Source organism: Paenarthrobacter sp. NPDC018779 (assembly GCF_044391085.1).
GTDB lineage: Bacteria > Actinomycetota > Actinomycetes > Actinomycetales > Micrococcaceae > Arthrobacter.
On sequence record NZ_JBIRZS010000003.1, the window covers coordinates 38,193 to 51,169 of the forward strand.

Annotated in this window: 12 protein-coding genes, 1 pseudogene and 1 riboswitch; of the genes and pseudogenes, 7 read left to right on the top strand and 6 right to left on the bottom strand. The window is 62.2% G+C overall.

What is annotated here, in order from left to right:
• Positions 1 to 63 precede the first annotated feature (63 nt).
• Both ACH488_RS04655 and ACH488_RS04660 read right to left on the bottom strand, forming a co-directional pair.
• Positions 64 to 1,740 carry a hypothetical protein gene (locus ACH488_RS04655; protein ID WP_397322580.1) on the bottom strand — a complete coding sequence of 559 codons (1,677 nt, stop codon included), beginning with the start codon at positions 1,738 to 1,740 and terminating at the stop codon, positions 64 to 66.
• A 435-nt stretch (positions 1,741 to 2,175) separates the two neighbouring features.
• Positions 2,176 to 2,661, bottom strand: a complete 486-nt coding sequence (locus ACH488_RS04660) for a DUF805 domain-containing protein (RefSeq protein ID WP_397322581.1) — start codon at positions 2,659 to 2,661, stop codon at positions 2,176 to 2,178.
• Positions 2,662 to 2,970: 309 nt separating this feature from the next.
• Between ACH488_RS04660 and ACH488_RS04665 the strand changes: the two are divergent.
• A pseudogene (locus tag ACH488_RS04665) lies at positions 2,971 to 3,225 on the top strand (hypothetical protein); the annotation flags it as partial.
• Here ACH488_RS04665 and ACH488_RS04670 read toward each other — a convergent pair.
• Positions 3,222 to 4,055, bottom strand: coding sequence for an NAD(P)-dependent oxidoreductase (locus tag ACH488_RS04670; RefSeq protein WP_397322582.1), 834 nt, complete (start codon positions 4,053 to 4,055; stop codon positions 3,222 to 3,224). The pseudogene ACH488_RS04665 and the gene ACH488_RS04670 overlap by 4 nt on opposite strands.
• Positions 4,056 to 4,100: 45 nt before the next feature.
• Positions 4,101 to 4,490 (bottom strand): MerR family transcriptional regulator, encoded by a 390-nt coding sequence (locus tag ACH488_RS04675; protein ID WP_397322583.1) that lies wholly within the window; start codon positions 4,488 to 4,490, stop codon positions 4,101 to 4,103.
• 343 nt (positions 4,491 to 4,833) lie between these two features.
• Here ACH488_RS04675 and ACH488_RS04680 point away from each other — a divergent pair, with 343 nt between their 5' ends.
• From ACH488_RS04680 to ACH488_RS04700, 5 genes are all read left to right on the top strand, one after another.
• Complete coding sequence (locus ACH488_RS04680; protein ID WP_397322584.1) at positions 4,834 to 4,956, top strand: hypothetical protein; 123 nt, start codon at positions 4,834 to 4,836, stop codon at positions 4,954 to 4,956.
• 232 nt (positions 4,957 to 5,188) lie between these two features.
• A riboswitch (SAM riboswitch) is annotated at positions 5,189 to 5,299 on the top strand.
• A 39-nt stretch (positions 5,300 to 5,338) separates the two neighbouring features.
• The gene (locus ACH488_RS04685; protein ID WP_397322585.1) at positions 5,339 to 6,448 is read left to right on the top strand and encodes an NADH:flavin oxidoreductase/NADH oxidase; all 1,110 of its coding nucleotides are present in this window, start codon (positions 5,339 to 5,341) and stop codon (positions 6,446 to 6,448) included.
• A 9-nt stretch (positions 6,449 to 6,457) separates the two neighbouring features.
• Positions 6,458 to 7,549: an LLM class flavin-dependent oxidoreductase gene (locus ACH488_RS04690; RefSeq protein ID WP_397322586.1), complete on the top strand. Its 1,092-nt coding sequence runs from the start codon at positions 6,458 to 6,460 to the stop codon at positions 7,547 to 7,549.
• Positions 7,546 to 8,943, top strand: a complete 1,398-nt coding sequence (locus tag ACH488_RS04695; RefSeq protein WP_397322587.1) for an NtaA/DmoA family FMN-dependent monooxygenase — start codon at positions 7,546 to 7,548, stop codon at positions 8,941 to 8,943. Before ACH488_RS04690 ends, ACH488_RS04695 begins: the two co-directional genes overlap by 4 nt.
• Positions 8,940 to 9,980: an LLM class flavin-dependent oxidoreductase gene (locus tag ACH488_RS04700; RefSeq protein ID WP_397322588.1), complete on the top strand. Its 1,041-nt coding sequence runs from the start codon at positions 8,940 to 8,942 to the stop codon at positions 9,978 to 9,980. The genes ACH488_RS04695 and ACH488_RS04700 overlap by 4 nt, the downstream gene beginning before the upstream one ends.
• A gap of 154 nt (positions 9,981 to 10,134) precedes the next feature.
• On the opposite strand, the gene ACH488_RS04705 is transcribed toward ACH488_RS04700, so the two are convergent.
• Positions 10,135 to 11,337 carry an MFS transporter gene (locus tag ACH488_RS04705; RefSeq protein ID WP_397322589.1) on the bottom strand — a complete coding sequence of 401 codons (1,203 nt, stop codon included), beginning with the start codon at positions 11,335 to 11,337 and terminating at the stop codon, positions 10,135 to 10,137.
• 54 nt (positions 11,338 to 11,391) lie between these two features.
• On the opposite strand from ACH488_RS04705, the gene ACH488_RS04710 reads away from it, so the two are divergent.
• Positions 11,392 to 12,144, top strand: a complete 753-nt coding sequence (locus ACH488_RS04710; protein WP_397322591.1) for an AraC family transcriptional regulator — start codon at positions 11,392 to 11,394, stop codon at positions 12,142 to 12,144.
• Positions 12,145 to 12,716: 572 nt separating this feature from the next.
• Here the strand turns inward: ACH488_RS04710 and ACH488_RS04715 are convergent.
• Positions 12,717 to 12,944: a hypothetical protein gene (locus ACH488_RS04715; protein WP_397322592.1), complete on the bottom strand. Its 228-nt coding sequence runs from the start codon at positions 12,942 to 12,944 to the stop codon at positions 12,717 to 12,719.
• Positions 12,945 to 12,977: the final 33 nt, after the last annotated feature.

Genomic DNA, 12,977 nt, shown 5'->3' on the forward strand with positions numbered 1-12,977 from the left:
AGCGAGACGCCCTTTCTTTGAGGCGCATGACGTTGCACCCCGCGCGTAAGCGCCCCACCAAAATCACGCACGGCTGCGCTTGGTCCACACCTGCCAATTCGTGTCGGTAACGAACCTGATGCTGGTGAACGGCGCCACGGCCTCATCAAGCCTGGTGGCTTCCATGGCAAGATGCCCGTTGTATTCAGTACAAATGACCCTGACCATCCCGCCAGCGAACGGATGGTTCTTATACTTGGCGTTGGCAACCGTCCCCTGCATGTCGCCTGAGCCCATGGCAATGTAGGTTCCCGGTACATCGATGGTGAAGAGGTCGTCGGGGGCTTGGCGAACGACGTCGCTCATTGCTTTTCCGTCGGCAACGATCCAGTTGTTGACGATCGCTGAATGAATATCACGGGGCTGGATACTTTTCCCCGTATCACCCTCCAGTACGGGTGTGAGGATTCCTTTGATCCTCTTGCCGTCATTTCCATCAGAATGTGTAACTGAGATATTGTTCTTCACCGTGCCATTGGCTGCGTCAAGTCCCAGGGCATACGCTTGCTGGCCGAGAGGACCACTTCCCTGTGAGCCGGCAGTCCGCGAAGTGATCACCAGGTTGTTGTATTTGCTCTTAGCACTCAGACGAACACCGGGATAGCTCTCAGGCGTTGGAGCGGGCTTGGACGCTTTATCGATCCAAACAGTATCGTTGACGTACTTGTCGGGAATGCCAGGTAGCCTTGCCGGATTGGACCTGGTGTCGCTGTCGGCGAGCATGTTGTTGGCAAAGGCCGAGATTTGTCCGTTGACGCTCTCTGCGTCCACGAACAGGAAGCCCTCTCCGCCGCAGTTCTGCGCCTCCGAGGAAGCAAACTCACAGCTGCCGTACACGATCTTGTAACCGGCCGAAGCCCGACGCGTGTTTATCGAACCACCTCCAACTTGCCAACGGTCGAACACCTGACCGCACCAAAAGGCCTTGGTGTTGCTGAACCGCGTGGAACCGTTCGCCTGCAGGAAACCATGATGCTCAGAGACAGCGACAGTGACATCACTGAGAAAGGTGTCGAAACCGGTCTGGAATCCGTTTCCTCCTGCCCCTTGGGACACAATATTGCGGAACCGGATCTCGCCGCCGATCTTGCTGGTCATTGCTGCACTGCCGTACGGGTTGACGATATAGATGTTTTCAAAGTGGGCGTATGTATCGCCACCGGCGGTGGCCAGCGGATCCTTGTAGTCAGGGACCATGAGGATGCCGTGGGAATTGTATTGCCAGTTGTTGGCATCAGCGGGGTGCTTGGTGAGATCGCTAATAGCGGCACCTGGCGTCGTGTAATCCAAGACGCCAAAGTCCTGGCCCCAACGGTTTCCGTTGATCCGTAGATCGCGGAGAGTCTGGTAGTTGCTCGATGGGCCTGGGCTGTTGACGAAGACCGAACAATTGGCGCCGTCCAGAAGAAAGAAGGTCGTCTTATTCCAACCAAGTCCCCAAATGGCCACGTCGGGAAGCATGACGATGGGTTTCTTTACGCCATAGCCAATGAGCTGACTCGCGTCACCTTCAAAAATAGCAATGCCCCCACCAAGGCTTGAAATCTGGGACAGAAATCCGTTGATCTCATCCGATTGATCTACGGCCGCCGTGCCTGGAGCACTACCAACCGCCTGCACATTGGGCTCCCCGAGCTTACCCCGGCTGTACTTCCTGTCTATGCCCTTCTTACTATCATCTCCGTCCTGATAAGTCGGCATGTGGGCCCTTGGCAGTATCCCGAAGTCCGATGCGTAATACGTGCGTTTCGCACTCTTCGTCACGGCCGTAGCTGCCGCAGCGGGCTGTGCCGCTACCACCCCGGCAGCCAAAGCAAGTCCGCCACCCCTGATCAACGCCCGTCGATCCACTCTCATTTTCCAGCCTCCCGCACACAAGTTTTCCGCTCTTGGTGTTGCCGAAGGACAATCACGACGGCTGAGGTGGCCCGAGCACACCAGCTTCCGGTTGTCCCTAGGAACATGTGTGGCAGCAGCGCTGAATACTACGGAAGAATGCGGATCTTTTTACTGCCTGGCTCGATCCGCAAGGAGTTACTACATTTTTGGCCTTACCCGGCCCGGTGACGCTGACCAACCCGCGCAATCTGATGAAAGGGCGACAATTCCGTGCCGGAGTTTGGTTTCCCGTTCCTGCTACCCGATACCTGGCTGGTCGAATCGCTGGCCCGCCGGGTTAGGAGACAGGAGCGAGAACACCAGGATAATGATTCCTCCGAAGCCTGGAATCAGACCAAGCAGGATCATGAAGCCGCTGAGGTTACCGTCATGCAGGCGCCGGACCGTCAGGGCAATGGACGGCACAATGATCGCCGCGTAGTACGCGAACATCAGTATCAACCCAACAATGCCACCGGGACCGGGTGTACTGGTGCCGTACTCGGAAACGGTGCTGCCAAGGGCGCTGAGAAGACTCGCAATAATCAAGACCAGGAAATCAGTGATGGTCAAAGCGAGAACAGACCACCAATATTCGCTGCGGCTGGCGCGGCCATTGAAGACGGCGTACTTCGTGAAGAACCGCCTAATGGCTGCTCCGAAAGTGGCGCCGTAATAGGGAGCCCACAGCGGGGGTTCGCCAGTCGGGGCCTGGTATGGATTTGCTTGTTGCAGATAGCTCATGTGTGCATTCCCGGAGATAGAGAGTGTGATTGTTTGGTAACGGCGATGGCCAGGCGTTGACCATCGCCGTCGGTGTCGCGGACTGACCCCCGCATTGCCTTGGCGTCTCGCGGATGCCAGGCGTTCGATGTGCCGGCCTGCGGAGCCACCCCAAATATTGAGTCCGGATGTTGTATTGATCAGTGAAGGTGGGTTGAAGGGTTCAAGAAGAGGAAGGGTGGATGACACGCTCCTCGTCTTGAAATTTTTCATTTCGATAGGCTAACTCAAGTCCCCCGCTGCATTTGAACTCCGCTTCAGAAGCCGGATGAGCGCATGTTTGCCGTGGCGCAGGACTCGAAATCCTTCGGAGGTACTCCGTGGATAGTCGGCGATCATGTGGAGTCAGACATATCCGGTGCGCGGGCCGGGTGCTTCACTGCCTGGGTAAGCAACGGTCGATCATGGACCAAGGAGTGGCAGCCCACATTAGAATCCCCTCACACTCCGGTCTGCTTGTTCTACTCAACTCGCTGTCGTCGGCATGACGAATCCAGAAATCCTCTCCCACGAGGCCTTGACTAAGCCGGGATGCGGAGAGCCGCCCGGCCCAGGTCTTCGTCCCCATTGCCCGCGGACTCCAGGAGGCCAACCGACTGGGATACCAGCACCGTCGCCTTGCCGCGCCGAGCAAGTTCAAGATCTTTTGCCGCCAGCCGCGTGGCATAGTCGGCTTCCACGGCGAAAACCCGCTGCGTCAGGCCTCCAATAGTTGTATGCGAAAAGACTGACCTGAGGGTGTCCTCATCCAATCCAAACGAACGCCCCACTGCGAGTCCCTCGCCCACTGCCAAAATGCCGGGAATGATGGCGGACATCACTGCGACTTTGGCCGCTGATCCAGCTCCAGGACCGCCAACGAGTGACGGCGTTCCTAGCAGCGACAACACTGGTCGAACGAGCTCGAAGGCCGACTCGTCTGCGCCGACCAACAGTCCCAGGGAGCCTTTGAGGGCAGCGTCTGAGCTACCCATGACGGGGGCATCGATAACGTGCACACCAAGAGGCACCAAGCTGTGCAATTCTGAGCTGGTCTCAGGGTGGACAGTAGACAGATCAACAAGAACAGCGCCGGCAGGCACATCGCTTGCCATGGACCTCACGACGTCGAGCACGGCGTTGTCGTCACTGAGCATGAGCAAGACGATGTCGGCATTCCTTACGGCATCCGCGGCGGTGTCGGCTACTGCCACCCCTTGCAAACCAGAAGTCTTCGCCTTGGTCCGGTTCCATACCGTAACAGCCCGACCCGTTGAAACGAGCCTGCGGGCGAAGGCCGAGCCCATTGCTCCGAGACCAATGAGAGCGACCCGCGGCTCGTTCGAGGACAAAATTTGATTGATTTCCTGTGTCATGCTTTGAGTCAACTAGTTAGAGCGCGCTCGAACACAAGCGGAACCTCAAATGGCGGCCTGGCGGTCGACGGTAGCCCGCCGTGAGCCCCGGTACAGCATAATTTTGGCGTCTATCGCCTTGAGGTGTTGTTCGGTGCGACGAAGTTGCTCTTCGACTCGGCTCCGGTGCGTTTCAAGGAGACCGACCCGCTGTTCTTCATTGCCATGGCCGTCTTGGACAAGCGCAATGTAGGCGCGCAGATCCCGCATGGGCATCCCTGTCTCTCGCAACCGCTTCAGCATACGTACCCAGCGAATATCCCGGTCACTGTACCGCCGACGCCCAGCCGAATCCCGCGGCACATCAAAGACCAGCAGGCCGTCCCTTTCGTAGTAGCGCAGTGTGTGCCGCGTAAGCCCCGTCAGCTCCGCGGCACTGGATATCGAATAGCTCACGGCTTTCCCCAATCAATAATGGCTTCCCGTTGCGAGCCTCGACCCATTTTGCAGCAGCGAGCGGTTGCCCCACCTCACCGCGACGCAGCCAGCTGAAATCCTTAAGCCCTGCCGCACGACAGGAACTCCAGCCTGGCAGTTGGGGCCGACAGTGCACCCAGCGATCTTCGACGACGGTTTGCCTAACTTGGGGCCCGCAAAGTCCTTCGCTTTTTCCATACAAAGTTGACGCGGGCGCCTCGGGGTTTTTGACGCACCGCTGCCCCTTAACAACCCGCGAGACATCAGCCGCGAAATGGGAGACACAGTTCTGATTGGAGGAAGAATGGCGGAGCCTGGTCTAATGATCGACCTCGTCGACGGACTTATTCTTGCGGTGATTTTGACCTGCGCGGTGGTCGGTGTCCGCCGCGCGAAAAAAAGAATCGGGACGAGTTTCGTTCCAGACAAAGCTTGCGAGGGGTGATGCGGTGTGTCGTCATCTTCCTTTTCGGGTTGAGCAAATGTTGCTCCCAGGACAGCCGGCGAAGTGATGACAGCACTCGGAGCGCTTTCTTGGTACAGCTGGCGGTAAGAGGCCAGGCCGGCGAGGCAATCGTTACGCTGTGCGCCCTCCGTTGACGTGCGGTTTCGTCCGGTAACGCCGCAAGACATTCCGTTTGTTGGCACACACTGAACCGCCCTAGATTCGTGCCATAGGTCAAGAGACAGCACGCGAAGGTCCGGCTGGTGCTGCGGCAACCCTCAGGCATTGAAGTGGCAGGGTGCTCCGGAAACAGACCTGGCCGCGTCTGCGGCAAGTCAATGTCGAGCCGGCTGTCTGCGGCCCCTGAAGCGGGAGGAGCCGCGTGAGCGCGCCGCAAACACTAGCCGAACCAGCAAAGGTCAGCCTGTTCCAGCCCATCACCTTGGGCGCCCGGACGTTCAAGAACAGGCTGTGGCTCTCGCCAATGTGCCAGTACTCCGCCGAAGACGGTGTTCCCGGCCAGTGGCACCTGGTCCATCTCGGCGCCAGAGCCAAAGGCGGTTTCGGGCTGATCTTCGCCGAAGCCACGGCGATCTCCCCGGAAGCGCGGATCTCGCTCGGCGACACCGGCCTCTGGAATGACCGCCAGGAACAGGCTTGGGCCAACATTGTTGATTTCGTCCACGAGCGTGGCACCAAAATCGGCATCCAGTTGTCCCATGCCGGCCGGAAAGCGTCCCTGCGCACTCCGTGGGATGCCGAACCGGGCGCCCTGCCCGTCGAGGAAGGCGGCTGGACAACGCTTTCTGCCTCCCCCATAGCCTTCCCCGGATCGCCGGAACCTTCGCAGGCCACTGGAGCCCAGCTCGAGGGCATCGTGGACGATTTCGCGTCCAGCGCCGTGCGCGCCCGCGGTGCCGGGTTCGACGTCGTCGAAATCCAGGCAGGGCACGGCTTCCTGCTCCATTCCTTCCTCTCGCCACTGTCCAACGAGCGCACGGACCAGTACGGCGGTTCGCTCCGGAATCGGGCAAAGCTGCTTCTGGACGTCGTGGAGGCGGTGAAAGAGGTCCTGGGCCCCACGGGTCCGTCTTTGTTCGTCCGGCTTTCCGCCACGGATTGGCTGGAACACGGATTGACGGTCCACGACACGGCCGACGTGTCTGCTTGGTTGCGGGAGCGCGGCGTGGATCTGGTGGATGTCTCGAGCGGTGGACTGCTCCCCGCCGACATTCCGTTGGGCCCCGGGTATCAGGTCCCGCTCGCCCAGCACATCGCCGCCAAAGCGGACGTACCGGTTGCCGCCGTCGGACTCATCACTTCGCCGCAGGAAGCGGAAGAAATCGTCGCCTCGGGAACTGCCGACGCGGTTTTCGTCGGGCGCGCGGGGCTGGCGGACCCAGGCTTCGGACTGCGGGCCGCGCACGAACTAGGCCACCAACCGGCAGAGCAACTCTGGCAGAAGCAATACGTACGCGCGATCTGGAAGTAGGGGATTTCCATGAGCAAGTTTGCACTCGGCATCGAACTCGACGGCGACGGAGCCCATCCCTCCGCGTGGCGCCACGCCAAGCACCCACCGACGGAGCTGTTAACTCCTGAACGGTTCGCCGCCGTCGCGTCCACGGCAGAAGCTGCGGGTTTCACCTTCGCCACGTTCCGCGACAGCAGCGGGCAAGGCAGCCCGAACGTGACGGGCCGCCTGGACACCGTGGAAGTTGCCGCGTTCGTCGCGGCGTCGACCGGCCGGCTCGGTCTGGTTCCAGCCGTCAACACCATCCATGCTGAGCCTTCCCACCTGGCCAATCAGCTCAGCAGCCTGGATTGGGCATCCAGGGGCCGCTCGGGCTGGCTGGCTGAAGCGCGGGAATCACCGGCCATTGCGGCGGCCTACGGTTCTGAGCCGGTCCTCGACCAGCACGCGGTCCAGCGCGAAGGGGCCGAGGTAGTGGCTGCTACGCGCCGGTTGTGGGACACGTGGGAGGACGGCGTGTTCATCGCCGACGCCGCGAACAACCGCTTCCTTGACCTGGACAAGTTCCATTACGCGGACTTCAAAGGCGAGTTCTTCTCCATCAAGGGCCCGTCCATCACTTCCCGCCCGCCGCAGGGCCAGCCCGTGGTGTTCGGCCGCCAAGGTGAGCTGGCGGCGGAACTGCCGGACGCCGTCGTCGTCAGTGCCGACAGCCTCGCGGGCATCGCCGCCGCGGCCGGGGAAGAACGACGGCGGGGCGTCCTTCGCGTCGTCGCGGACCTTGAGGTAGTGCTCGACGCCGGTGGCTCACCAGCGCAGGAACGACTCGACCGCTTGGACGCGGCTTCGCCCTGGCCGGCCTCGCCGGACGTGTTGCGGTTCGTGGGGAACGCCGGGGAGCTGCGCGCCCTGCTGGCGGAACTCTCCGGCGTCGTCGACGGCGTGAGGCTGCACCCGGCGGTACTGGACGTCGACCTCGAAGTACTTGCCGCAGAGGTGATCCCGGGCCTTGTGTCCGCTGGAGTATTTGTCCCGCCGGCGACCGGAAGCACGCTGCGGGAATCCCTGGGGCTGCCCGAGCCCGTGAACGCCATCGCGACCAGCAAGGAGCCAGTATGAGCAGCATCGAGTACCCCCGTCCGAATGCCCGGATCCACCTGGCACTCTTCCAGCCGTTCAGCCCCAACTACGACTGGAGCACAACGGACCGCCTGGAGGACTACTACGACTTCGACAAGTACGCCGAGCTGGTCCAGAGCGCCGAACGGGGTCTCTTCTCCACCGTCTTCCTCGGAGAAAGCCTGAGGCTGCGCGAGCACCTCGGAAAGCTGAACGACATCGCCATCACAGGCAGGCCCGACGCCCTGGTGCTCTACGCCTACCTGGCGGCAAAGACCAGGCACATCGGGCTCGTGGCCACGTTGAACACCACCTACTCGGACCCGGTGGACCTGGCCCGGCGCCTGGCTTCGGTTGATCTGCTGACCGCCGGCAGAGCCGGGTGGAACATCGTGACCACGGACAATGCCTGGACCGGCGAGAACTTTCGCCGCGGCGGCTTCCTGCCCAACTCGGAGCGCTACACCCACGCCGAGGACTACGTGGCCGCCGTGGAGGACCTGTGGGACGGTTTCCCGACAGGCTCGATCGCTTCATCCCCGGACGCAGCAGCCTGGTCCGCGGAACCACGGCAGGTCCGCCGCCAAGGCAAATTCAGCAGCATCGACGCCACACCGCAAGTACCAGGGAGCCCGCAAGGCCAGCCAGTGTACTTCCAGGCCGGAGACTCGGACGAAGGCCGCGACTTTGCCGCACGGAGGGCCGAAGGAATCTTCACCCACCACATCGAATTCGACGACGCCGTTGCCTTCACGGCAGATATCCGGCGTCGCGCCCGTTCGTACGGCAGGCCTGGAGACGACATCAAGATCTTCCCCGGCGCCAACCTCGTCGTAGCGGAAACGGACGCTGAAGCTGCCGAGAAGGCCGCGTATTACAAGGAATTCGCCCTCAACGACCGCGCGGTCCGCCAAGCCATCGAGAGTGTTTGGGGCACGGACCTCTCCACCGTTGATTTGGACGGACCCCTGCCGGAATTTGATCCCGTAGCCTCCCGCCAGAGCCACACCCACGGCATCGTCCACACCGGACATGAGCCCACGGTGAAATCGCGGCAATGGCGGGCGCTCGCAGAAGAAGACAACTACAGCGTCCGGCAGCTGGTCCACCACCTGTCCGAACGGCGGGGGTTCGTCGGCTCGGCATCCACGGTTGCGGACCAGTTGGCCCACTACGTCCGCTCGGATGCCTTCGATGGCCTCAACGTCACCCCGCACGCTTTTCCCGATGGACTGAACGACGTTGTGGAACTGCTTGTCCCGACACTGCAGGAACGGGGAATCTACCCTTCCGAATATCCGGGAAGCACCCTGCGGGAAAACCTCGGCCTGCCCGAAACAGTGGCCCACCGCGTCCCCGAAGCCGCCGCCCTCAACCTGGAAGAAGCCTCATGAGCAACCTCAAATCCATCAGCTTCCTCACCCCCGGAAACTACCCGGACAACGATCCCCGCCGCGGCCTGGAAGAAACCCTCCAGCTTTTCGAACTCGGCGAGCGGCTCGGCTACAACGGCGGGTGGGTGCGGCAGCGCCATCTGGAACACGGTATCTCCTCGGCCACGGTATTCCTCGCGGCCGCCTCACAGCGCACCTCACGCTTGGAACTCGGCACAGGCGTCATTCCCATCGGCTACGAGAGCCCCTTCCGCCTGGCCGAGGACATCTCAACTGCGGACGTCCTCTCCGGCGGCCGGCTCCAGATCGGCCTGAGCGCCGGAACGCCGCCTCATGCGGAGCTTCTGGGGGACAAAGTGTTCGACGGCGACTGGCGCACCTTTGATTGGTCGCACCGCCGGATCGAGCGCCTGCTGGAGAACCTTGAAGGTAAGTTCCTTGGCGATGAGGACACGGTCATCCACTCCCCCGGGAACGTCCAGCGACCCCGCCTTCAGCCATATAGCCCCGGCCTGAGGAACAGGATCTGGTACGGATCGGGATCGGCCAAGTCCACCGAATGGGCCGCGGCGCAGGGCGTGAACCTGGTGGTGGGCAACATCGTGTCCGGGGAAGCCAGCGATGTGTTCACCGAAGCCCAAGGTGCGAACATCTCCCGCTACCTGGCCGGGTACCGGGGCACCCAGGCGCCGCGCGTCGTCGTCGGGCGTGTTGTGGTCCCGCTCGACAGCGCCGGGGTGGGAACCCGGTTGCGCTACCGCGCCTATGGCGAGAGCCGCTTCGAACGAACCCTGCAACCACACGGGGAGCGCCGGACATTATTTGCCCCGGACCTCGTTGGCACCAGCCAACAGATCGTCGAGGCACTCCTGGCCGACCCCGTGGTGGCCGACGCTACGGAGCTCCAGATCAACCTGCCCTACGAGTTCTCCATTGAGGACTATGGGCAGATCATCACGGACTTCGCCAACAGGATTGCCCCTGAACTGGGATGGCTGCCCCAGGTCAAGGCCCCCGCTGTGGGGGTCACAGCGTGAACACCTTACTACGACACCGCAGTTCCCACTGTGTCCGTCGGTTTCCATTCATTGAGGCAATGTTCGAAGTATTTACTGCCGCGTCTCAGGAGTTTGGGAAGGGCTGAATTATTACCCTCGCCAACAAGAAACGGAGCTCGAACGGCTTGTGGGACTAAGGCCGGGCAATGGCTTGGGCTGCTTGCTCGTCTTTGGATGTGTCCGCGTCTGTCAGTTCGTGGAGTGTTTTGACGAGGATCCAGCCGATGGCGGGCAGGATGATGAGCGGGGCCAGGGCTGCTTGCAGGGTGAAGTGGTCGGCGAGGGCGCCGATGGCGGGGGTTGCCAGGCCGCCGATGCTGACGGTGAGGCCGAGGGTGACTCCGCTGGCGGTGCCGACGCGGTGTGGGAGGTAGTCCTGTCCGAGGGTGACGTGCAGGGAGAACGGGACGTAGAGACCGGCCGAGGTCAGGGCGATGAAGAGGTAGATGAGCGGGCCGGGGACGAACACGACGCCGGCGACCGCGAGGATCGTGAGGGCGTAGGACCAGCGGATGACCTTGATCCGGCCAAAGCGGCTCGCCAGCCCGGCCCCGAGGATGGTGCCGATGGCCCCGCCGACGTAGAGGATGAACAGGGCCGCTGTCGCTGCGACGGGGCCGCCGTTAGTGCGTTCCTGGGCGTAGAGGGACGCGAACGCGCTCAATCCCACGAACACAATGGACCGGCAGATGATCGCGCCGGACAGTCTGACGAACGAAGCCCAGTCGTCCTTCCCTTCCTTGCCTTGGGTTTGGGGTGGTGCGCCGGGGGCTGGTTTGGCTGAGCGGACCGCGGCGATGCATAGGACCGTCCCGGCCAAGGCCGGAACCACGAGCAGCGGGGAGGCGTGCAGACCTCCTGTCGCGATCACGGCCGCGACCAGGATCGGTGCCGCGGCGAAGCCCAGGTTCCCGCCGAGGGAGAACCAGCCCATCCCCGCGTGGTTACCGCGGCTGGCGTTCCGAGCGGCACGGGCAGCTTCCGGGTGGTAGGCAGCGACGCCGATCCCGGACACGGCAATGACAATCAGGGTCAGCAGGTACGAGTCGGTGATACCGCTCAGGGCCACACCGACACCGCCCAGCAGCGTGCTGACCGGCAGCAGCCAGGGCATGGGCCACCGGTCGGTGAGGGCGCCGAACAGGGGTTGCACCACCGAGGACAGGAGGGAGGCGGCCAGGACGATGCCCGACGCGGCGGCGTAGGTGTATTCGCGTTCGATGACGAAGAATGGCACCAGCGCGGCGACCGAACCTTGATAGACATCGACGCAGGCGTGGCCGAGGGACAGCCAGATGATGGTGCGGGGGCGGGAAACAATTGAAGTCTTACTCACTCCACCAGTCTGGCCAGGCTGCACGGTGTCGCGCTTCCGATAAAATGCCTGAATATGTCAGTTATCCGCCATGAGCATAAGCCGAAGGCCCCGACCCGGAGCCAGGTCCTCGCCGCGGGTGGGATCATTGACGCCCACAGCCACGATGAGCACCAGATCATCTACGCCGGGGCCGGGGTCCTGGCGATCACGACCACGGCCGGGACTTGGTTTACCCCCGGGACCAGCGCTATCTGGGTCCCTGCCGGCACGGTCCACGCCCACCGCGCCCAGGGACACCTCGAGTTGCACATGCTCGGAGTGCCCGCCGGGCTGAACCCGCTGGGCACCGACGAACCGACCCTGGTCGGTGTCAGTCCCCTGCTGCGGGAACTCATCATCGCCTACACCCACAACCCGCAGGACACCAGCGAGGAACGGGAACGGCTGTTCCATGTCCTCCTTGACCAGCTCCGAGCCTCACCACGCGAACCCATCCACCTTCCAACCGCTACCGATCCCAGGCTCGCCGAAGTCTGCCATCTCCTCGAAACCAACCCCGCCGACGGCCGGACCTTGGCCCAGCTCGGCACGGCAGTGGCCGTGGGTGAACGAACTCTCAGCCGGCTGTTCAAAGCAGAATTCGGCATGACCTTCCCCCAATGGCGCACCCAACTGCGCCTCTACAACGCCCTCAGAATGCTCGCCGAGGGCAAAGCAGTCACCACCGTCGCCCACCACTGCGGCTGGTCCTCAACCAGTGCCTTCATCGACGTCTTCCGCCGCGCCTACGGATACACCCCCGGCACCCACAACCGACCAACCTGACAACCACCCGCCCCAACCTCCCGGACGAACCGGTTTGATCATCGCTGCCCTCAGGAGAGGGACGAAGCGCCGGCACAGCACCATTCAGACTGCGGTGGTCATGTCGTCGCTGGTTACGGGGGGAATGAACTCGTGACCGCAAGAAAAAGAGCAGGCCGCGGTCAGAAGCAGACTTAAGTGTGCACGACGTACACACCCCCTTGGCCGGACAAAGACGCTTCTCGGCGCCGTGAAGGGAGGGAAATCTCAAGGCTCAACCCGGCGAAACAGAAATCGCCCGAAGTCATGTCGTATCTAATCCGCTGGTCCATGAAGATGTGTAGGCCACTCCAGACCTACCGGACAGAACAGAAAGAAGGAACGAGAATGACCCCAGCCCAGAGCCAGCGGAGCGCCTACACGCCAAGGCGCTGACCCCGCTCCCCCACCCAAACTGAACAGGCCGCACCGGCGGCCAGGCACCATCCGGGATGATGAGGCAGAGGGACTTGTCAACAGTTATAAGCAAAAACCCCTCTGACGAGGGGTTATGCCGTGCCCGAGGTGGGACTCGAACGCGATTCCCGGCCTTGCTATTGCTGGGATCCCGCGGAAACATGCGGAATCCGGGCCAGTCCGGTGGTTGTACGGGCCAGTCCGGCGCGGTAAGTGTGGACATTGTCCACACTCTCTTTTTTGCCCGCGTGGGAGATCTTCGCAGTGACGTCTTCGAGCGGGGCAGAACATAGGGCTACGCGGGCGGCGACGAGTGCATATTGGTTGTAGGAAGTGCCGACCGGCATCGAGCAAGTCACTCTCATCAGATTCCTCCTTCCACACATACATGGCGGTTC